The organism is Rhizobium sp. SAFR-030 (assembly GCF_059415005.1).
Map to the genome: position 1 here is coordinate 304,023 of NZ_JBPFDO010000002.1, position 19,483 is coordinate 323,505.

The window sequence follows — 19,483 nt, forward strand, 5'->3', positions numbered from 1 at the left end:
CGCGCCCGCCCTGCGGTTCGACAGGATGATGCCGGGCGTTCCCGGCATCCGGAGGCAGCATGCTGACCATCCTCTTCGACGGCATCGCCTACGGCATGTTGCTGTTCGTCCTGGCCTGCGGCCTGGCCGTGACGCTGGGGCTGATGAACTTCGTCAACCTGGCGCACGGCGCCTTCGCCATGGCTGGCGGCTACGTCACCGTGGTGCTGATGAACCGCTACGGCATCTCCTTCTACTGGTGCCTGCCGGCAGCCTTCCTGGCATCCGCGGCACTGGGCGCGCTGCTTGAGGTGACGCTCTATCGTCGACTATACGCGGCGCCGCATCTCGACCAGGTTCTGTTTTCCATCGGTCTCGTGTTCATGGCCGTCGCCGGCGTCGACTATGTCATGGGCGGCCAGCAGCAGCTGATCTCGCTGCCGCCGGAACTGTCCGGCCGCTTTACGCTGTTCGGCGTCGGGATCGGACGCTACCGACTGTTCATCATCGTCATCTGCGCACTCCTGACGCTGGCCTTGCAGACGGCGCTGACGCGAACCCGCATCGGCAGCCAGCTTCGTGCCGCCGTGGACGACGGACGCGTCGCGCGTGGTCTCGGCATCAATGTATCGCTGATCTTCGTCCTGACCTTCGCGCTCGGGTCCGGGCTTGCGGGCCTCGGCGGCGCACTGGGTGTCGAGCTTCTCGGCCTCGACCCGAACTTTCCGCTGAAATACCTCATCTACTTCATGATCGTCGTGACGATCGGCGGCACCTCGTCGATTACCGGGCCATTTGCCGCTGCCATGCTGCTGGGGATAGCCGATGTCGCGGGCAAGTATTACATCCCCTCGCTCGGAGCCTTCATCATCTATGCGGTGATGATCGTCTTCCTGATCGTGCGTCCGCACGGCCTGTTTTCGCGGGAGGGTGGCCGATGAGCAGCTCCTCTTCGCTCGCCGCGGCGTTCTTCCGGCGCCGAAACAGCTGGAAGCCGCTGGAGATCGGCTTCTGGATTGCGTCCGTCGGCGTCGCCTTCCTGCTTCCCGCGCAGCAACTCCTGCTCAGCGAGATTGCCATACTCGCCCTGTTTGCCGTGTCGCTCGACCTGATCGTCGGCTACGTCGGCATCCTGTCGCTGGGTCATGCGGCGTTCTTCGGCGTCGGCGCCTATGCCGCCGGCCTGTATGCCCTTCACGTGAGCCCGGAGCCGCTGACCGGACTGCTCGCTGCCGGCTTGCTCGCGGGAGTGCTCGGATTTCTCACCAGTTTCCTCGTCCTGCGCGGCTCGGATCTTACGCGGCTGATGACGACCTTCGGCGTCAGCATGCTGCTGGCGGAGGCGGCGAACCAGGCAGCCTGGCTGACCGGGGGAGCCGATGGGCTGAGCGGCATCGTCATCGATCCGATTGCTGGTTTGTTCGAGTTCGATCTGTGGGGACGTACGGGCTACCTCTATTCGCTCGGCGTGCTTTTCCTGCTGATGCTGGCGGCGCGGCGGCTCGTGCACTCGCCGTTCGGCCTGTCGCTGAAGGCCATCAAGCGCAATCCGCGACGCGCGGCGATGCTGGGCATCGGCGCAAACCGGCGGATCGTGGCGATCTACACCATCTCTGCCCTCTATGCGGGCATGGCGGGCGGATTGCTGGCGCAGACGACCAGCTTCGTATCGCCGGACGTGCTGGCCTTCCACCGTTCCGCCGACGTGCTGCTGGTTCTGGTGCTCGGTGGAGTCGGCTATCTCTATGGCGGCATCGTCGGCGCCGTCGTCTTCACTCTCTTGCGGGCCTGGCTTTCGGTTGTCACGCCGCAATACTGGATGTTCTGGATCGGCCTCATCCTCGTCGGGCTCGTCCTGATCGGCCGCGACAGGCTGAACCTCAGGTTTCTGTTTCGCCGTTTGCGACCCGCGAGCCGCGCAGCTGAACTGGCAAGGGAGCAGGCATGAACGCAGCGCTCGAGACGCATGGGCTGATGAAGCGCTTTGGCGGGTTGGTGGTCACCAACGACGTTTCGCTCAGCATCCGGACCGGCGCCCGGCACGCGCTGATCGGACCGAACGGCGCCGGCAAGACGACGATCATCAACCTGCTGACTGGAGCGCTCACGCCAAGCGGCGGCCGCATTTTGCTCAATGGCGAAGATATCACCGCCGCGTCGCCGTCCGGGCGCGTCAAACGCGGACTCGCAAGGACCTTCCAGATCAACCAGTTGTTCGACGATCTGACGCCGCTGGAATCGGTGTCGATGGCAGTTGCCGAGCGGCGCGGCGAGGGCGCCCGCATGTGGCGGCCGCTGTCTCGGTGCCGGGAGGCGGTCGACGAGGCGGCAGCGCTGCTCGAGCGGTTCCGTCTCGCTGACAGGATGTGCCTGCCGACAAGAAGCCTGCCCTACGGCAAGCAGCGGCTGCTCGAGATCGCCCTGGCACTGGCGCTGAACCCGAAGGTCCTGCTGCTCGACGAACCGGCGGCCGGCGTGCCCGAGGAGGATCGTCACGAGGTTCTGGGGATCGTTCGCGCGCTTCCGGACGACGTCACCGTCGTGCTGATCGAGCACGACATGGACCTCGTCTTTTCCTTCGCCGACCGCATTTCGGTGCTCGCTGCGGGCCGGCTGTTTGCGGAGGGAACTGTCGACGAAATCTCCCGTGATCAGCAGGTGCGGGCGATCTATCTTGGAGATGCCGCATGAGCACGCTGTTGCGGCTGGATCAACTGGTTGCCGGCTACGCCGAGGCACAGGTTCTCAATCACGTCGATCTTGTGCTCGATGCCGGCCAGTCGCTTGCGCTGCTAGGCCGCAATGGCGCCGGCAAGACGACGCTGATCAACACCATCGTCGGCGTCACCACCCACCATCAGGGGCGGATTTTCCTTGAGGACCGCGACATCACGGACTTGCGCGCGGAGCATAGGGCTGCAGCCGGCATCGGCTGGGTGCCGCAGGAGCGCAACATCTTCCGCTCCCTGTCGGTGGAGGAGAACCTGACGGTTGCCGCGCGCCCGGGACGGTGGGATCTTGCCTCGATCTACTCGATGTTTCCAAGACTTGGCGAGCGCAGGCGCAATCTCGGCAATCAGCTATCCGGCGGCGAGCAGCAGATGCTGGCAGTCGGCAGGGCGCTGATGCTTAATCCCCGCCTTCTGCTTCTCGACGAGCCACTGGAGGGACTGGCGCCGATCATCGTCGACGAACTGCTCGCGGTGCTGCGGCGCGTCGTCACCGAGGAAGGACTGTCGGCCATCATCGTCGAGCAGAAAGCCCGCAAGGTTTTACCGCTAACGGACGAGGCGGTGGTGCTGAACCGCGGCGCCGTCGTCTTGCGCGAGCAGTCCGAGACGCTGCTGGCGCATCCGGAAGAACTCGAAAGCCTTCTTGCGGTCTGAACCTTGCCTGCTCAGGCTCCCGTCGCCGGCTCGCGCGGCGGCACGCGGGTGATTTTGGCACCGAGAGCGTTCAGCCGCTGGTCGATCAGTTCGTAGCCGCGCTCGATCTGCTGCGCATTGTTGATGACGCTCGTGCCTTCGGCGCAGAGTGCTGCGATCAGCATGGCCATGCCCGCACGGATGTCGGGGCTCTCGACTGTCGCGGCGCGAAGCTGCGAGGACCCGGCAACGATTGCGCGGTGCGGGTCGCAGAGGACGATCCGCGCACCCATGGCGATCAGCTTGTCGACGAAAAACATCCGGCTTTCGAACATCTTTTCGAACATCAGCACCACGCCGTCACACTGCGTGGCCGTGACGATTGCGATCGACATCGTGTCGGCGGGGAAAGCCGGCCAGGGCTGGTCCTCGATCTTCGGGATGTGACCACCAAAGTCGGCCTGGATCTTCATCTCCTGATCGGCCGAGACGATGAGATCGTCGCCGTCGATCCGGCACACGATACCGAGGCGGGCAAAGGTCATCAGCGTCGATCGCAGGTGCTCTACGCCGGCATCGCGAATGATGATTTCCGAACGGGTGACGGCGGCAAGGCCGATCAGCGAGCCCACCTCGATGTGATCCGGACCGATGCGGTACGAAGCGCCCTTCAGCGGCAGGCCGCCGTGAATGATCATCGTGTTGGTACCGATGCCTTCGATCCTGGCACCTAGGGCAATCAGGAAATGCGCGAGGTCCTGGACATGCGGCTCGGATGCGCAGTTGCGCAGGATGGTCGTGCCCTCGGCAGCGACCGCAGCACACAGAGCGTTCTCCGTGCCGGTGACGGAAGGCTCATCGAGAAATACGTCGGCGCCGGCCAAGCCCTCGGTGCTGAAATGGTAAGCGCTGTCGACGGTGATCTGTGCACCTAGTTCCCTGAGCGCAAGGAAATGCGTGTCGACGCGACGGCGCCCGATCACGTCGCCGCCGGGCGGTGGAAGCGTCACCTTCCCGCAGCGCGCCAGCATCGGTCCGGCAAGCAGGATCGATGCGCGAATCCGCGCGCAAAGGTGCGGATCGAGATCGGCGGGGCGCAGATCGGCCGCCTCGATCTCGAGTTCGTTCTGACCGAGCCAGACGGCCTTGGCGCCAACCGAACCGATGAGCTCGACAAGCGCCTCAACGTCGCGGATGCGCGGCACGTTGGAGAGCCGAACCGGCCGGTCGGTGAGCAGGCAGGCAGCGATGATCGGTAGCGCCGCGTTCTTGTTGCCGCTCGGCCGGATCTCGCCAGAAAGACGGTGCCCGCCCTCGACGATGTACTGGACTTTTTCGTGCGGCTGCGCTTGCGCCATGGGGCTCGATCCTTCCGATGCGGAAGGCCCTTATGGCACAAGCGTTCGAGTCGTGTCAGGCGCCGTTCGAGCGCTGCTGCATTTCCCAACCGTTTTGTGGAGGCGGAATTTCAGCGGACGGTGACGCCGAAGGTTGGTTCCGCTGGTCCTGCGTGGCTGGTGACCGATTGCAGATCAGCTTCGCTTGGTCCGCCAGCTATCGGCATAGCTTTCGCGTGCCTGCGCCGCATAGGGGGTGGGTGCAACGCGCACGCGGATTTCCGTCTGCTTGTGCCGCTCCGTGGAAGTCTTGCCGGAACCGCCATCCGGCTCGCCCCAAACGAGGCGAAGGATTTCACCTTCCTTGACATCCGCGTCGACCACGCCGAGCGACAGCATGCAGCGTTCGTTGTAGGAGTAGCCGTTGAACATCGACATTCCGACCCGCTTGCCATCGCGCAGGATCAGGTCGGCGCTGGTCGAGGCATAGTTCGGCTGCGGGAAGTCGATCCACTTGTAGTGATCTTCACCCGGCCGGAAGGCGGAGGCAATGACCTCGACCACATCCTCGGCGTTCCACTCGAAGGTCACCTTCCGGCGGCTGGTCTGGCCCTTCATCTTTTCGAGCGCTGCCTTGCCGATGAAATCATCCTTCTTCCAGCCGATGTAGAAGTCGTAGCCGAGCTCGAACGGATTGACGTAGTAGTCTTCGATATTGTCGGAGACGAAGCTGCCGCCGATCGAGCCCATGGCCTCGTAGCTGTCGGCCCCCAGCCAGTCCCGGTAGGCGGCGAGCATGCCGTCGCCCGTATAAATGCCCGGGAGCGGCGAGGGGATCCAGCCGGATTCGAGCGTGTTCGTCGAATAGGCGCGGCTGCCGCAACGCACGAGGTCGACGCCAGCGTCTTTGGCCGCGTCGAAGATGCAGGAGAGGATATAGCTCTTGTCCTCGTACGGACCCCAGATCTCCAGCCCCGGGGCGCCGGACATGCCATGCCGCAGAGCCTGGACGGTCTTCGAGCCAACCTTAATCTGGTCGACATGGAAGAACTTGATCTCCTGGATCGGGCCGCCGTTCATCTTCTCGAAGATCTTCGGGGCGTCCGGTCCCTGGATCTGGTAGCGATAATGGGTGCGCAGCACGCGTTCGCCTTCCGGGCGCGACGGCGAACGCGGATCATGCTTCAGTCGGACATTCCACTTGCCATAGGCAGCGCAGAACATCAGCCAGTTGGACGTCGGTGCGCGACCGACGAGGATGAACTTGTCCTCGCGCTCGCGGAAGATGATGTGGTCGCCGATGACGTGGCCGTTCGGCGTGACCGGCACGAAGTGCTTGGCACGGTTGAGGCCGAAATTGGTGAAGGAGTTGATTCCGTGATGGCTGAGAAATGCTTCCGCCTCCGGCCCCTCGACGATCAGCTCGTCCATGTGGTGTGACTGGTCGAACAGCACGGCTGAGTTGCGCCAAGCCGCCTGTTCGGTGCGCCAGTTAGCAAACTCCGGTGCCACCACCGGGTATACATACATGCCGGTCTTGGCGTTGCGGAGCAACTGGACTGCGTTCGGCGCTTCCGCCAGAATCTGGGACAGGCTCGATTTCATCTGAGGGCCTCCTCTCCTTCAAAGCAATCGTATGTATACATATGAACGCTGACGGAGGAGGATTTGCAAGTGTAAAACGCGCGGGACCGATGGCCGGCAGGAAAACCCTGTTCCTCTTCCGGCAGGTGCACCTGTGATCCGAGCGCCGTTACTCAACCCTGGATGAGGGCGAGCGCCTTTACCTTTTCAAGAAGCGACGGATCCTCGTTGAGGATGTATTCGAGATTGTTGCGGGCGGTGCGCGCATGCTCGCGCGCCAGAGCCTCGGCGCGGCTTCCCTCGCGCATCTCGATGGCGCGCACGATGCCGCGATGCTGTTCCTGGGCGGTCCGCAGCGAGCGCCGGAACGTGGCGATATCCGATCGGTCGGGCAGGAAGGCGGAGGGTGACGCGAAGGGCAGGGCGCTTGCCCGCTCCACTTCCCGGCGGATCACGTCGCTCTCTGTCAGGCCGGCCATCTGCCGGTGGAAGATCTCGTTGAGATCGGCATAAGCGTCAAAGTCGACGTCCTCCGGTCGCTCGCCGAAACTGGCATCGAGGCGGGCGACCGTCTCCTTGATCTCCTTCAGTCGATGCGGTGCCGCACCGCGTTCGGCGGCGACGCGCGCGGCCATGCCTTCCATGACGCCGCGCACCTCGATCGAGTCCACCACGTCGGAGAACCCGAACCGGCGCACCATGAAGCCGCCGCTCGGCAAACGGTCGAGCAGACCCTCCTCTGCCAGTCGCGACAGGGCCTCCCGGACCGGAGTGCGAGATATATCGAGAAGTTCGGCAAGCGGCACCTCGAAGAGCCGCGTCCCGCCCTGCAATTCGCCGCTCAGGATGCGCTCCCGCAGGTCTATGACCGCGCGCCGGCCGTGGGTTGCCGCTTCCGTGTGCCTCATCCGACGATCTGTCCTTTGGTTTCGCGCGTGTCCGGTCAAGTATTCAAGGCTGTGCGGTCATCCGGCCGCGCCGGCTATCAGCTCTAGTGGCTGCGAGTGTATACATAGCGGATCGACGCGTCACGCAAGCCGATACTCCAAGGCATCGGGGATAAGTGCTGGCATGTACGGCTTCGCGACAGCGTCTGCTCCTGCCGTTCCGAGCGTTTGAGATGCCGGCCAAGGCTAGCCAAAGATCATGCCGTCGAAAAGCTTTCGCGCCGTCCGCAGCACAGCTGCCTCGCGCACTTCGCCATCCTTCAGGGATACGATGACCGTCATCTCGCCCGTCGGGTGTTCGACTGAAACCTGCAGTTGGTCGCCTGTTCCAAGTGTGGCAAGCGCACGCCCCGGTCCATCCGGCAGCAGGCAGGCGGTCGCGACGCTGACGGCGCCCAGAACGCCAATTGCATCATGGCAGCGATGCGGGATGAAGGTGCGCGTTGAGATCGCGCCGCCCGCCCGCGGACGCGACACCATCGTCATTTTCGGAACGGATTTCGCCGACACGTCTCCGAGATTCATCATCGGACCGGCTCTGAGGCGGATCGCTTCCAGCCGCTCGCGCAAACTCCTGTCGCCTTCGAGCACCTCGGGTGTCTCCGTGCCAGTGATGCCGACCGACGCCGCTTCGAGGATGACGCAGGGCATGCCGTTATCGATGAGGGTGCAGGCAATGCCGTCGATCACGTCCACCGTGCGGCCGGTGGGAAGAAGCGCGCCGCAAGAGGAGCCGGCGGTGTCGGCGAAGGTGATCGGGATGGCGGATGCCGTTCCCGGCACGCCGTCGATGCGCGCCTCGCCCGCGTAGGTGACCGACCCGCCCGGCGTAGCAACGCGGGCGATCGCCAGTTGCCCGGTGTTTTCCATGAAGATCCGCACCGTCGTCTCGCCGTCCGCAGCCGTCACCAGCCCGCGTTCGATGGCGAACGGACCGATCCCGGCGAGAATGTTGCCGCAGTTCTGGCCGTCGGAGACGATCGGCCGGTCGACGAACACCTGCAGGAAGAGATAGTCGACATCGACGTCCGACCGTTCTGACCGTCTGACCACCGCGACTTTCGAGGTCAGCGGGTCGGCGCCGCCCATGCCGTCGATCTGGCGTGGATCCGGCGAACCGAGCGCGCGCAAGAGAAAGGCGTCGCGATCGGCAGGCAGATCTTCGGCCAGAAAATAGCCGCCCTTCGATGTGCCGCCGCGCATCCACATGCAGCGCACGCCCTGGCCGGAGGATGCGGTCCTGGCCTCAGACATATTTGAGACCCTTCTGCGCCAGCCTCGCACGCATGTCGTAGATGTCGAGCCCCAGTTCGCCCGCCGCCAGCCGCGCCCGCTTGCTCTCCTCGAGAGCGACACGCGCCTCGGCTCTGTCGGCTATCTGCGCGGCATCGGCCGAGGGTATCACGCAGACCCCATCGTCGTCGGCGACAATCACATCGCCGGCGTTGACGATGGTGCCGCCGCAGACGATCGACACGTTCACCGAGCCAAGCGTCTCCTTGACGGTCCCCTGCGCAAAGACCGCTTTCGACCAGACTGGAAAGTCCATGGCCCGCAGGTCGGCAGTGTCGCGCACGCCGGCTTCGATGATCAGGCCGCGACAGCCGCGGGCGGCGGCAGAGGTTGCCAGCAGATCGCCGAAGTAGCCGTCCTCGCACGGGCTCGTCGGCGCTAGGACGAGGATGTCGCCGGCTTTCACCTGTTCGATCGCCACATGCAGCATCCAGTTGTCACCGGGCGGCGCGGAGATGGTGATGGCGCTGCCGGCGATCCGCCTGCCTTGCTGGATCGGCCTTATGCCGCTCGCCATGAGGCCGCGTCGGCCATAGGCCTCGTGCACTGTCGCCACCCCGCAGGCGGCCAGCCTGTCGCAGACGGAAGGTACTGCGCGGGGAATGTTCTGGACGACGACCGCCATCACAGTTCATCCACGGTGCGTGGGAAGACCGACTGGAAACCCTCCGCATGGCTGGATCGGCGGCCGCCGGATTGGCCGCCCGAATTGCGCATGAAGTGATTGCCGCGATTTTCGGCGACGTTCTTGTAGTAGTGCCAGAGGTGTTCCTGGCCCTCCATGCACTGGATGGCGGCCCACTTGTTCTCCCAGACAGGCGAAATGTCGAGAAAGACGTCCGGCTTCCATTCCATCTGTTCGGTCTGGTGAGGTTCGAAGAGATAGAGCTGCGGTGCGCCGAGGACCTTTTCGCCCGGATTGTGACCCCAGGCCTGGGCGATCATGCGGGCTTCCAGCGCCACCTGCGTCGCGTGCATGTGATCGGTGTTGTAAGGGTCCCACCGGGAATGCGACAGCATGAATTCGGGCTGTATTGCGCGGATCACGTCGACCAGCCTGTCCTTGGCAGCGCGGTCTACCTCCAGCGGATAGTCGCCGAGGTCGAAGAACTGGATGTCGTGGACGTCGAGCGCCTGCGCCGCATTCTCCGCCTCCAGCCGGCGCCCGGACTTCACCTTGTCGAGCGTCATGTCCGGCAGTTTCCAGAGTTTGGCGCTTTCGCCGCGCTCGCCGAACGACAGGCAGACAACGGTGACCCGGTAGCCTTTCTGCGCATGCAGTGCGATGGCGCCGCCGCAGCGCCAGACGAAATCGGCGGAGTGAGCGCTGATCACCAAAGCGGTCTTTGCCATCGGATTACTCCTTGCGGGCGACGGGCGGCGTGCCGTGCGTGTGGAAGGTGTCGATCGTTTTCAGGCCCCAGGCCTGGCCTTTTTTCCGCTCGGCTTCGGTCCAGGTAACGGTCGGCCAGTCGGGGCGCAGGATCAGCCTTGCTCCGGCATTGGCGAGTTCGACGCGATTGCCGGCCGGCTCCCAGACGTAGAGGAAGAACGTGCCCTGGATGGCGTGCTTGTGCGGCCCGGTCTCGATATGCACGCCGTTCTCGAGAAAGATGTCGGCCGCCCGCAGGATGTCCTCGCGCTGATCGACCGCGTAGGTCACATGATGGAAGCGGCCGGTGGCGCCGGTGTGATCTTCCGAATAGGCGATGTCGTAGCTCTTGTTGTTGACCGTGAACCAGCAGCCGCCGAGCCGGCCATTGTCGAGCTGGATCTGTTCCGTCACCCGGCTGCCGAGCGCCTGTGTCATGAAATCGCGGATTTGCCGCACATCGGTCGCCAGCAGGTTCAGGTGGTCGAGCCGGCGCGGCGATGCACCGCGGCCGTGGTAACGCTGGGCGATGTTTTTCAGTGCCGGCCGTTCGTCGGGCGGTGGCTCATAGACCCGAGTGTCGTAGTAGAGTTCGAAGATATGGCCGTCGGGGTCAGTGAACCGGTAGGCGCGGCCATGGCCCTCATCGCCGTCGACCCATCCAAGGCCGCAGCCCATCTGTTCGATCGCCGCCACCCGCCGTGCAAGCGCCGGCTCGGACGTGGTGCGATAGGCGACATGGCCGATACCGGTAGTCGCGTGACGGCTAAGCTTCAGCGTGTGAAACTCGTAGTCGTCGAAGGCTCGCAAGTAGGCGCAGTCGCTCTCGACCCTGCTTGCCGTCAAGCCATAGATGCGCGTGAAAAAGTCGAGGCTTTCGTCGAAGCGATCTGTATAGAGCTCCACATGACCAAGATGCGCGACATCGAAACAGGGCTCGCTCATAGCCGTTCGCCAACGAGACTTGCGATCATATCGTCCCTCCCAAGACCCTATGACGCGTCACCTGCCAGGCAGGCTCCTCTGCATCAAGAGTGCCAGATGCCCCGCCCGTGCGCAAGCAATGAATACATGCCGGGGGAGTGGATGCTTCGTGTTGAGCCGGATGTGCCGATAATGCTCCACTGCAATACCGCACGGATTGCTCGATCCACGATTAATGTATACATTTGCAACGGTGGAGGAAGAGGATGGATGTGAGCAAGGAACGTCCGAACCAGCAGCTGTCCGCGCAGCCATCGGCCGCGAGCATGCCGAGCCTGCTCGACAACTGGTCGATCGAGGTGATGCCGCGCACGGCTGCAAAGATCGGCGACTTCCGGCAATTGCTGCCGGCGGGCACTCGCGTCTACCTTGCTCATATCGATGGCACGCCCATCGGCGACATGGTCGCCACGGCACGCCGTCTTCATCTCGAAGGGTTTGCGGTGATGCCGCATATCCCGGCACGATCTATCTCCGACGCTGGGACGCTGAAGGATTGGCTCGACCGCTACCGATCGGAAGCCGATATCCGCCAGGCGCTGCTTCTGGCCGGCGGAAACTCCTCCCCGCGCGGAACATTCGGCAGTTCCCTGGAGCTGGTGGAGACGGGGCTCTTCGACCGGATGGGCTTCACGAACCTGCATTTCGCCGGCCATCCGGAAGGCAATCGCGACATCGATGGCGATCTCTCGACACGGCAAGTCGATGCTGCCTTGCTGACGAAGCAGGCCTATGCGGAGCGGACGGATGCGCGCGTGGCGCTGACCACACAATTCGGATTCGATGCGAAGCCGATCATTGACTGGACGCAGAGGATCGCGGCGCTGGGTGTGGATCTGCCGGTGCATGTCGGCATCGCGGGGCCCGCCAGGCTGCAGACGCTCCTCAAATACGCGCTCTCCTGCGGCGTCGGCCCATCGCTGCAGATCCTTCAGAAGCGGGCGCTCGATGTGCGCCGGCTGCTGCTCCCCTACGAGCCGACCGAGATCGTCGATGAACTCGAGGCCTACAAGATGTCGCACCCGCAGAGCCTGCTGGCGCAGATCCACATGTTCCCGCTCGGGGGCATCGAGGCGGCGGTCACATGGTGCCGCAAGCGATCGCAAACACGCTGAGGCGGCTCCGGCTCTCGTTGCTGCGCAGGCTCGCACCTGGATCGTCACTGTGCTCTTGACCGGCGGCGCCTGCATCGCGAGCCTGTCGTAGGCGGAACTGATGTTTGCTGCCTTCTCACTAATCGCTGAATATGGGCGCCGATTACCTGCTGATGTCGATCGCCGTCGTCGTCATCGGTTGACAAGCGGTGTCGGGTAGAATTTCAACGTTCCTGGCATATGGGAAGCGACGTTGTTCATGTTCCTGGTGGTGTCAATGCTCAACACCTACGGCTTCGGAAGGCGTGCGGCTGATCATGGCCGGCGTCATCATCATCTGCGTCATCGTCGCCGCCAACCGACCCGCCGGCCAGATGCGCTAAGGTGCTGGTTGCGAACTCCTCTTCAGACCATTCGGATAGGCACCATGTCGATGCAGACCGCTTCACCCTACGAGATCCACGATCCCCGCTTCCGACACATGGTGATCAGAAGCGCGCGGCTGGAGGAACTGTACCGCGACTGCCGCTGGGCAGAAGGCCCCGTGTGGTTTGCCGATCTCGACTGCCTGATCTTCAGCGACATCCCGAACCAGCGGATGCTGCGCTACGTGCCCGATCATGGCGTATCGGTATTCCGCCAGCCATCCAACTTCGCCAACGGCAACACCCGCGATCGGCAGGGGCGGCTGATTTCGTGCGAACATGGCGGAAGGCGCATCACACGCACGGAAATCGACGGCAGGGTCACCGTGCTGGCGGACCGCTTCGAGGGGAAGCGACTGAATTCGCCCAACGACGTGGTGGTGAAGTCCGACGGCAGCATCTGGTTCACCGATCCGAGCTACGGCATCCTCTCGAACTACGAGGGCTATCAGGCCGAGCCGGAGCTTCCGACGCGCAACGTCTTTCGGCTCGATCCGGAAGACGGCGGCCTGTCGATCGTCGCGGAGGATTTCGGCCAACCGAATGGCCTGGCCTTTTCGCCGGACGAAACGCTGCTCTACATCGCCGATTCGGCTGCCAGCCATGACGAGACATGGCCGCGCCATGTCCGCGTCTTCGACGTCGTGGACGGGATGCGGCTCGTCAATGGCCGGGTGTTCTGCACCATCGACAACGGTCTCGCCGATGGCCTGCGGATCGACACCGACGGCAATGTCTGGACGACTGCCGCCGATGGTGTCCACTGCTTTGCGGCAGACGGCACACTGCTCGGCAAGATCCTCGTGCCGCAGACGGTCGCCAACCTGGCGTTCGGTGGGCCGAAGCGCAACCGGCTGTTCATCACCGCGACCAACTCGCTCTATTCGGTCTACGTCGCGGCGACCGGCGCGCAGTATCCGTGAGACGCAGTGCGGCCGCCCTCGAGGGAGCGGCCGCTAGCGCATCAACGGCGCATGTCGAAGAGCAGGGCACGACCTTCGGTGACCCACTCGATATCGGGCAGCACTTCGTCACCGACCTGCAGCCCGTCACCGCCCGCCAACCGCTCGCCATCGATCATCGCCAGACCTTCGATGATGTGGACGAAAGTCTTCCGGCCGGGTGCAACAGGAATAGACGTCCGCTCACCCGCTTCCGGTTCGGCCAGGAACACCCGCGTATCCGAATTGAGACGCAGGGCCGCGCCGTCTCCCTCGCCACTCGCGACAAGGGTCCAGTCACCCCCCGCGGCCGGTGGGATGGCTGCCTGCTGATAGCTCGGCGCGCCGCCGGTAGTGTCCGGGATCAGCCAGATCTGCAGGAAATGCGCCGGATCCTTGCCCGAGTTGTTCATTTCGGAATGGCGGACACCGGAACCGGCATACATCAACTGTACTTCGCCAGGCTTGATCGTCACACGCTTGCCCAGCGTATCCTTGTGGGCAAGCGTGCCGTCCAGCACGATCGTCATGATGTCCATGCCCGCATGGCCATGCTCGGAGAAACCGGAGCCGGGCGCGATGCGATCTTCGTTGATGACCCGCAGGGCGCCATAGCCCATTCGCGTCGGATCCTGAAATCCGCCGAAGGAGAAGGTGTGGTCGCTCCTCAGCCAACCGGTATCGGTATGGCCGCGATTGGTATTTTCATGGATCAGCGTCATGGCGTCTCTCCTCGGTCTTGGTTTGGTACCGGGAAGATGAGGCGGATTAGCTTGAAAGTTAAGAGCAACGGAATTCAGCATTCTATTACATACTGCGCAACAGTCGTCATTTCGGATGAGGCGACAGGCATCCGCCCGTTCAGATGAGACGATCCGAAATAAGTTGATTGGATGGCTCATATTTAGTAGGGGCGGGACAGCAACCACAGGCGCAGGAAACGGCGATGGGCGGGAATGTATCGGCAGCCAGCGCGGATCTTCGCGACAGTCACGCCTTCAGTACGGTATCCCTGACGTTCAGTGACGACGGGAGGACGCTTCTCGACCAGGTATCCGTGGATTTCCGCCCCGGTGAGATCTCGGGACTTGTCGGTCACAACGGGTCCGGCAAGTCCACCCTGCTCAAGCTGCTGGCGCGCCAGCAGCGACCGACATCGGGTTCGATCGGGTTTGCCGGGAGGCCGGTCGAGACGATCGGGTCGCAGGAATTTGCGCGGGAGGTTGCCTATCTGCCGCAGGACGTCAGTGCGGCGAACAGCATGACCGTCCGCGAACTCGTCGCCTGCGGCCGCTATCCATGGCATGGCGCTCTGGGCCGCTTTACCGACAACGACCGTTCGAAGGTCGAGGAGGCGCTGGCGCTCACCCATATGGACGCATTTGCCGACCGGTTGGTGGATACGCTTTCCGGCGGCGAGCGGCAGCGCGCCTGGCTGGCGATGTTGATGGCACAGGACGCAAGATGCCTGCTGCTGGACGAGCCGACCTCGGCGCTCGACATCGCTCATCAGATGGAAGTTCTGGCACTCGTGCGGCGTCTGTCGCGGGAGAAGGGCCTGAGTGTCATCATCGTGCTGCACGACATCAACATGGCGTGCCGGTTCTGCGACAGGCTGTATGCGCTGAAGCAGGGAAGGCTGATTGCTGCGGGCGCCGCCGCGGACCTGATGAACCCGCAGACCCTGCGCGACATCTACGGCGTCGAGATGAACGTGACGGCCCATCCGGCGCTCGACATTCCGCTCGCCTACGTATGCTGACCCTCGTGCAAAGCCCGCTATCGCGACGTTCGGTTCTCGGCCTCCTGGCCGGCGGTCTCTGCCTGCCGAAGGTCGCCGGCGCTTCGTCGTCGGCTCTGAAGGTTGCCAGTCTCGACTACGGAATGGCATCGACGCTCCTGTCGCTCGGCATCGTTCCGGTCGCCGTCGCATCGCTGGCGGACTGGGACCGCTGGGTGATCGAACCCGAAATGCCAGGTGAGGTGGTCGATCTCGGCTCCTCCTGGGAGATCAATTTCGAGGTGCTCGAAAGCCTGAGGCCCGACCTCATTCTGACGACGCCGTTCAACGCGGCGCTGACACCGCGCCTGGAGCAGGTTGCGCCGGTGCTGTCTTATGGTGTCTTCACGCCTGAAGGCGGCGACGTGCTGCCGAAGGCAGTTTCCGCGACACGCGCGATCGCCGCGCGGGTCGGACGTTCGGCAGAGGGCGAAGCCGTGATCGTCCGGATGGAAGAATTTCTAGACAGCTGCCGCAGGCGCCTCGAAAAACGCGCGCCGCCGCCGCTGGCACTCGTCAACTTCATGGACGCGCGGCATGTGCGGATCTATTCGGCGCCGGGTCTCTATCAGAACGTTCTGCAGAAGATCGGTGTCGAAAATGCATGGCCGCACCCCGGCAACTTCTGGGGGTTCGAGGCGATCGGGATCGAGCGGCTGGCTGACATCACTGATCCGCGGGCAAAGCTGATCGCTTTCGAGCCGGTGCCGGCCGATGTCCTGCCGAAGCTGTCGGAGAGCCCCCTCTGGCAGCAATTGCCGTTTTCGCGCCCGGGACAGACTGCGATCCTGCCCGGCGCACTGATGTTCGGCCTGCTGAACGAGGCGATGCGGTTCGCCCGGCTGATCACCGATCATCTGGAGGCGAGCACGTGACGGCGCGCCAGCATTTAGGCCCTCTGGCCGTGACAAGCCTGCTGATGGGAATGGCCCTGGTGCTCGCCTGGCAGCAGGCGAGCACGCATTCGCTTCTCCCAGCCGCCGGCCGGCCGCTCAGCATGGACGAGACGGTCTTCTACTTCTCGCTGCTGCCACGCATGGCGACCGCCCTTATCTGCGGCGCAGCGCTTGCCCTTTCCGGCGCGCTGTTCCAGCAGATCCTGCGCAACCCGCTGGCTTCGCCGACCACGCTCGGCATCTCGGCCGGTGCCAATCTCGCCCTCGTCAGCGCCATGCTGGTAATGCCGGGGCTGCTCGGCGCCGGACGGGATCTGGTAGCGATGATGGGGAGCGCCATCGCCGCCGGTCTGGTCTTCCTTCTCGGGGCGCGCCGAAGCTTCTCGCCGTTTTCGCTGGTCATGTCCGGCCTCGTCGTCAGCCTCTGGTGCGGGGCACTTTCCGCCGTCCTGCTGATGCTCAACGAACGCTATCTTGTCAGCCTGTTCATCTGGGGAGCGGGTTCGCTGTCCCAGCAGAGCTGGGCCATCCCGTTGTCGCTGCTCCCGAAACTGGGCATCGGCTTGCTGCTGGCGCTTCTGATCCTGCGGCCGTTGGCCGTCAACGAGCTGGGCGAGGCCGGTGCGACCGCACTCGGGCTCAGGATCGTCCACCTGAGGGTCGCCGTCGTGGTCATCGCCGTGGCATTGGCGGCCTTTGTCACCAGTGCTGTCGGGGTCATCGGTTTCATCGGTCTGGTATCGCCGACGATCGCTCGGCTGACGGGGGCGAGGCGGCCCGCGCCAATCCTGATCTGGTCGACGCTGATCGGCGCCAGCCTGCTCTTCCTCACCGACAGCGCGTTGCTGCTTGCCGCCGGCGCGTGGTCGGACCTGCTGCCGACCGGCGCCGTGACGGCCATCTTCGGCTCGCCATTGCTGCTCCTTCTCCTGCCAAGGCTGAAGACACGCCACCGGGTGGTCCAGGCGAGCGCGCCACGGCACAGCAGGCGGGTCTGGGGAGGTCGGCCGATTTTGGTCGCACTCGCGATGGCGGTTCTCCTGCTGGCCGTCGTGCTGTTCTTCGGACGCGCTCCGGATCTCAGCTGGACTTTGCTGCCCCCGGATCTCTGGTCCGATATCCTGCCGCTGCGGCTGCCGCGGATCCTTGCGGCCTTCGGGTCCGGAGCCATGCTGGCGGTCGCCGGCGCCATCATGCAGCGGCTGACCGGCAACGAGATGGCGAGCCCCGAATTGCTCGGCGTCAGCGCTGGCGCGACGCTCGGCGTGACGGTTGCCGTCTTCCTCGTCGGCGTCCCGGGGCTGCTCGGCCAGCTCGGCTTTGCTGCCATCGGCGCGCTGACACTCCTCGGCGTGATCTTCCTCCTTGCGGCGCGGTCAGGCCTGGCTCCCGAGCGGGTACTGCTGGCTGGGATCGCGCTCAGTGCCATGGTCGATGCCGTCGTCGGGATCATCGGTGCGAGTGGCGATCCGAGGACGATCTTCCTGTTGCGCTGGCTGAGCGGCTCGACCTACACCGCGACGATGGAGAGCGCTCTGCTCGCACTTGGTGCGGCGGCGGTTCTCGTCAGCCTCTGCCACCTCTGCCGTCGATGGCTGGATCTTCTGCCGCTCGGTCCGTCTGCGGCCACCGCGCTCGGCGTTCATCTGCAGCGGTCGCGCATCCTGCTGCTTGTGCTCGCGGGGCTCCTGTCGGCGGCAGCCACGATGAGCGTCGGACCGTTGAGCTTCGTCGGGCTGATGGGGCCGCATCTTGCCGCACAGCTTGGCTTCCTGCGCGCCCGCGAGCAGATCTGGGGCGGAGCCCTGTGCGGTGCGATCCTGATGGTGCTGGCGGATTGGCTCGGCAGAAGCCTGATCTACCCGTATGAAATCCCTGCCGGCATCGTCTCGGCGCTCATCGGCGCGCCCTTCCTCGTCCTGCTGATGCGGCGGTCGGGCTAGCGCGTCCTTGTTTGCCAACCCGCAGCCCCAGGCGAGCGTTTGCGGGGGATTGTCGAATCAAGTCTTGACGCGACTCGGAACGCGCTGCAACTCTGTTACGGCAGTCGAGCGAATATCCCGTTAAAAGCCGTTACTGTTGTGTGTCGCTGTTAACTCAGGCATGTGGCGTATGGAGCGGACGAATGGAATCAGGATATCGATTCGGCGGTCGCGTATGTCAGGACGAGTTTGACAGCGCGGCGTGACAGAAAAAAGGACATGCCGTCGATGGCGCGCAGCAAGGCAACGAAACTGAAGACGCAAGCCGGTGCGGAGATGCGCCAGCCGGCCGACGCGACCATTGCTGCCGATGCCCAGGCTCTGTCCGAGCAGCTGAAGTCGATGCGCGAGCGGCTGTTTCCGCCGACGGCGAGCAAGACGCTGCGGGCATTCTCGTCGGGTGAGGCGGCCAAGCTGATCGGCGTTTCCGACGGCTATCTGCGCCAGCTGTCGCTCGCGGGCGAGGGGCCACAGCCGGAAACCGGTGCCGGCGGTCGGCGGTTCTACTCGCTGTCGGATATCAACGCGTTACGCTCCTATTTGGCGGACCAGGCACTGGCCAAGGGCAATCACGCCAAGGCGCGGTCCTACCTGCCGCACCGCGATCCGTCGCGCGACGAACACATGCAGGTCATCTCGGTGACGAACTTCAAGGGCGGGTCGGGCAAGACGACCTCTGCCGTGCACCTCGCCCAGTATCTGGCGCTGACCGGTCATCGCGTGCTTGCCATCGACCTCGACCCGCAGGCCTCGCTTTCAGCGCTGTTCGGCTATCAGCCGGAACTCGATCTCACAGGCAACGACACTCTGTACGGCGCGATCCGCTACGATGCCGAAGCCCGGTCACTGTCCGACATCATCCGCCCCACCTATTTTACCGGACTTGATATCGTGCCGGGCAATATCGAACTGCAGGAATTCGAGCACGAGACGCCGCAGGCCTTGGCCCGCCGCCAGAGCGGCCAGGATTCCGGCCCGCTGTTCTTCGCCCGCATCCAGGCGGCACTCGATACGGTCGAAGATCGTTACGACGTGGTGGTGATCGACTGCCCGCCACAGCTCGGCTACCTGACCTTGTCATCGCTTTGTGCCTCCACCTCTGTGGTCGTGACCGTTCATCCGCAGATGCTCGACGTCGCGTCGATGAACCAGTTCCTGTTCATGACCTCGGACCTGCTGTCGGTTGTGCGTGAAGCCGGCGGCACGCTCAACTTCGACTTTCTGCGCTACCTGGTGACCCGCTTCGAACCGAACGACGGTCCCCAGACGCAGATCGTCGGGTTCATGCGCTCGCTGTTCGGCGACCGCGTGCTGACGGCGCCGATGCTGAAGTCGACAGCCGTCTCGGATGCCGGACTGACCAAGCAGACGCTGTACGAAGTCGGGCGCGAGAACTTCACGCGCAGCACCTACGACCGCGCCGTGGAGGCGATGAATGCGGTCAATGGTGAGGTCGAAGCACTGATACATTCGGCCTGGGGCTGGTGACCCGGGTGGGAAGGGC

18 protein-coding genes and 1 pseudogene are annotated in these 19,483 nt (G+C 64.1%); 11 read left to right on the forward strand and 8 right to left on the reverse strand.

Annotation, left to right across the window (positions count from 1 at the left end):
• The first annotated feature begins 59 nt into the window (after positions 1-59).
• The 4 genes from ACR65N_RS07095 to ACR65N_RS07110 are packed head-to-tail and all read left to right on the forward strand — an operon-like array spanning position 60 to position 3,365.
• Positions 60-920: a branched-chain amino acid ABC transporter permease gene (locus tag ACR65N_RS07095; protein ID WP_440456372.1), complete on the forward strand. Its 861-nt coding sequence runs from the start codon at positions 60-62 to the stop codon at positions 918-920.
• Positions 917-1,927 (forward strand): branched-chain amino acid ABC transporter permease, encoded by a 1,011-nt coding sequence (locus tag ACR65N_RS07100; protein WP_440456373.1) that lies wholly within the window; start codon positions 917-919, stop codon positions 1,925-1,927. Before ACR65N_RS07095 ends, ACR65N_RS07100 begins: the two co-directional genes overlap by 4 nt.
• The gene (locus ACR65N_RS07105) at positions 1,924-2,670 is read left to right on the forward strand and encodes an ABC transporter ATP-binding protein (RefSeq protein ID WP_440456374.1); all 747 of its coding nucleotides are present in this window, start codon (positions 1,924-1,926) and stop codon (positions 2,668-2,670) included. The genes ACR65N_RS07100 and ACR65N_RS07105 overlap by 4 nt, the downstream gene beginning before the upstream one ends.
• Positions 2,667-3,365: an ABC transporter ATP-binding protein gene (locus ACR65N_RS07110; RefSeq protein WP_440456375.1), complete on the forward strand. Its 699-nt coding sequence runs from the start codon at positions 2,667-2,669 to the stop codon at positions 3,363-3,365. Before ACR65N_RS07105 ends, ACR65N_RS07110 begins: the two co-directional genes overlap by 4 nt.
• A gap of 11 nt (positions 3,366-3,376) precedes the next feature.
• On the opposite strand, the gene murA is transcribed toward ACR65N_RS07110, so the two are convergent.
• The 7 genes from murA to ACR65N_RS07145 all read right to left on the reverse strand — a co-directional run bounded on the left by murA (position 3,377) and on the right by ACR65N_RS07145 (position 10,822).
• On the reverse strand, positions 3,377-4,702 hold the full coding sequence (gene murA / locus ACR65N_RS07115; RefSeq protein WP_440456376.1) for a UDP-N-acetylglucosamine 1-carboxyvinyltransferase: 1,326 nt from the start codon (positions 4,700-4,702) through the stop codon (positions 3,377-3,379).
• A gap of 174 nt (positions 4,703-4,876) precedes the next feature.
• Positions 4,877-6,286 carry a vanillate/3-O-methylgallate O-demethylase gene (gene ligM, locus ACR65N_RS07120; protein WP_440456377.1) on the reverse strand — a complete coding sequence of 470 codons (1,410 nt, stop codon included), beginning with the start codon at positions 6,284-6,286 and terminating at the stop codon, positions 4,877-4,879.
• A gap of 152 nt (positions 6,287-6,438) precedes the next feature.
• Entirely contained in the window at positions 6,439-7,173 is a 735-nt protein-coding gene (locus tag ACR65N_RS07125; protein WP_440456378.1) for a GntR family transcriptional regulator, read from the reverse strand.
• 225 nt (positions 7,174-7,398) lie between these two features.
• Complete coding sequence (locus ACR65N_RS07130) at positions 7,399-8,466, reverse strand: 4-oxalomesaconate tautomerase (RefSeq protein WP_440456379.1); 1,068 nt, start codon at positions 8,464-8,466, stop codon at positions 7,399-7,401.
• Positions 8,459-9,130, reverse strand: a complete 672-nt coding sequence (locus ACR65N_RS07135; RefSeq protein WP_440456380.1) for a 4-carboxy-4-hydroxy-2-oxoadipate aldolase/oxaloacetate decarboxylase — start codon at positions 9,128-9,130, stop codon at positions 8,459-8,461. The genes ACR65N_RS07130 and ACR65N_RS07135 overlap by 8 nt, the downstream gene beginning before the upstream one ends.
• Positions 9,130-9,858 carry a PIG-L deacetylase family protein gene (locus ACR65N_RS07140; RefSeq protein ID WP_440456381.1) on the reverse strand — a complete coding sequence of 243 codons (729 nt, stop codon included), beginning with the start codon at positions 9,856-9,858 and terminating at the stop codon, positions 9,130-9,132. The genes ACR65N_RS07135 and ACR65N_RS07140 overlap by 1 nt, the downstream gene beginning before the upstream one ends.
• A 4-nt stretch (positions 9,859-9,862) precedes the next feature.
• Positions 9,863-10,822: a VOC family protein gene (locus tag ACR65N_RS07145; RefSeq protein ID WP_440456382.1), complete on the reverse strand. Its 960-nt coding sequence runs from the start codon at positions 10,820-10,822 to the stop codon at positions 9,863-9,865.
• 245 nt (positions 10,823-11,067) lie between these two features.
• Between ACR65N_RS07145 and ACR65N_RS07150 the strand changes: the two genes are divergently transcribed.
• From ACR65N_RS07150 to ACR65N_RS07160, 3 genes and pseudogenes are all read left to right on the forward strand, one after another.
• A complete protein-coding gene (locus ACR65N_RS07150) occupies positions 11,068-11,976 on the forward strand; it encodes a methylenetetrahydrofolate reductase (protein ID WP_440456383.1) in 909 nt (302 codons plus the stop codon).
• A 122-nt stretch (positions 11,977-12,098) separates the two neighbouring features.
• A pseudogene (locus tag ACR65N_RS07155) lies at positions 12,099-12,338 on the forward strand (ABC transporter permease); the annotation flags it as partial.
• Between the two features lie 50 nt (positions 12,339-12,388).
• Positions 12,389-13,303, forward strand: coding sequence for an SMP-30/gluconolactonase/LRE family protein (locus tag ACR65N_RS07160; protein WP_440456785.1), 915 nt, complete (start codon positions 12,389-12,391; stop codon positions 13,301-13,303).
• 41 nt (positions 13,304-13,344) lie between these two features.
• On the opposite strand, the gene ACR65N_RS07165 is transcribed toward ACR65N_RS07160, so the two are convergent.
• Positions 13,345-14,043 carry a pirin family protein gene (locus ACR65N_RS07165; RefSeq protein WP_440456384.1) on the reverse strand — a complete coding sequence of 233 codons (699 nt, stop codon included), beginning with the start codon at positions 14,041-14,043 and terminating at the stop codon, positions 13,345-13,347.
• 224 nt (positions 14,044-14,267) lie between these two features.
• Here ACR65N_RS07165 and ACR65N_RS07170 point away from each other — a divergent pair, with 224 nt between their 5' ends.
• From ACR65N_RS07170 to repA, 4 genes are all read left to right on the forward strand, one after another.
• On the forward strand, positions 14,268-15,083 hold the full coding sequence (locus ACR65N_RS07170; protein ID WP_440456385.1) for an ATP-binding cassette domain-containing protein: 816 nt from the start codon (positions 14,268-14,270) through the stop codon (positions 15,081-15,083).
• Positions 15,077-15,976: an iron-siderophore ABC transporter substrate-binding protein gene (locus tag ACR65N_RS07175; protein ID WP_440456386.1), complete on the forward strand. Its 900-nt coding sequence runs from the start codon at positions 15,077-15,079 to the stop codon at positions 15,974-15,976. Before ACR65N_RS07170 ends, ACR65N_RS07175 begins: the two co-directional genes overlap by 7 nt.
• Entirely contained in the window at positions 15,973-17,940 is a 1,968-nt protein-coding gene (gene fhuB / locus ACR65N_RS07180) for a Fe(3+)-hydroxamate ABC transporter permease FhuB (protein WP_440456387.1), read from the forward strand. The genes ACR65N_RS07175 and fhuB overlap by 4 nt, the downstream gene beginning before the upstream one ends.
• Before the next feature lie 267 nt (positions 17,941-18,207).
• Positions 18,208-19,467, forward strand: coding sequence for a plasmid partitioning protein RepA (gene repA / locus ACR65N_RS07185; protein ID WP_440456388.1), 1,260 nt, complete (start codon positions 18,208-18,210; stop codon positions 19,465-19,467).
• The last annotated feature ends 16 nt before the right edge of the window (positions 19,468-19,483 follow it).

Excerpts from the sequence above, each read along its gene's own strand:
- ACR65N_RS07095 (WP_440456372.1), top strand. The coding sequence starts at position 60 with ATGCTGACCATCCTCTTCGACGGCATCGCCTACGGCATGTTGCTGTTC.
- ACR65N_RS07150 (WP_440456383.1), top strand. The coding sequence starts at position 11,068 with ATGGATGTGAGCAAGGAACGTCCGAACCAGCAGCTGTCCGCGCAGCCA.
- murA (WP_440456376.1), bottom strand. The coding sequence starts at position 4,702 with ATGGCGCAAGCGCAGCCGCACGAAAAAGTCCAGTACATCGTCGAGGGC.
- ACR65N_RS07170 (WP_440456385.1), top strand. The coding sequence starts at position 14,268 with ATGGGCGGGAATGTATCGGCAGCCAGCGCGGATCTTCGCGACAGTCAC.
- ligM (WP_440456377.1), bottom strand. The coding sequence starts at position 6,286 with ATGAAATCGAGCCTGTCCCAGATTCTGGCGGAAGCGCCGAACGCAGTC.
- ACR65N_RS07160 (WP_440456785.1), top strand. The coding sequence starts at position 12,389 with ATGCAGACCGCTTCACCCTACGAGATCCACGATCCCCGCTTCCGACAC.
- ACR65N_RS07100 (WP_440456373.1), top strand. The coding sequence starts at position 917 with ATGAGCAGCTCCTCTTCGCTCGCCGCGGCGTTCTTCCGGCGCCGAAAC.
- ACR65N_RS07175 (WP_440456386.1), top strand. The coding sequence starts at position 15,077 with ATGCTGACCCTCGTGCAAAGCCCGCTATCGCGACGTTCGGTTCTCGGC.
- ACR65N_RS07110 (WP_440456375.1), top strand. The coding sequence starts at position 2,667 with ATGAGCACGCTGTTGCGGCTGGATCAACTGGTTGCCGGCTACGCCGAG.
- ACR65N_RS07165 (WP_440456384.1), bottom strand. The coding sequence starts at position 14,043 with ATGACGCTGATCCATGAAAATACCAATCGCGGCCATACCGATACCGGT.
- ACR65N_RS07140 (WP_440456381.1), bottom strand. The coding sequence starts at position 9,858 with ATGGCAAAGACCGCTTTGGTGATCAGCGCTCACTCCGCCGATTTCGTC.
- ACR65N_RS07105 (WP_440456374.1), top strand. The coding sequence starts at position 1,924 with ATGAACGCAGCGCTCGAGACGCATGGGCTGATGAAGCGCTTTGGCGGG.
- ACR65N_RS07125 (WP_440456378.1), bottom strand. The coding sequence starts at position 7,173 with ATGAGGCACACGGAAGCGGCAACCCACGGCCGGCGCGCGGTCATAGAC.
- ACR65N_RS07130 (WP_440456379.1), bottom strand. The coding sequence starts at position 8,466 with ATGTCTGAGGCCAGGACCGCATCCTCCGGCCAGGGCGTGCGCTGCATG.
- repA (WP_440456388.1), top strand. The coding sequence starts at position 18,208 with ATGGCGCGCAGCAAGGCAACGAAACTGAAGACGCAAGCCGGTGCGGAG.
- ACR65N_RS07145 (WP_440456382.1), bottom strand. The coding sequence starts at position 10,822 with ATGAGCGAGCCCTGTTTCGATGTCGCGCATCTTGGTCATGTGGAGCTC.
- ACR65N_RS07135 (WP_440456380.1), bottom strand. The coding sequence starts at position 9,130 with ATGGCGGTCGTCGTCCAGAACATTCCCCGCGCAGTACCTTCCGTCTGC.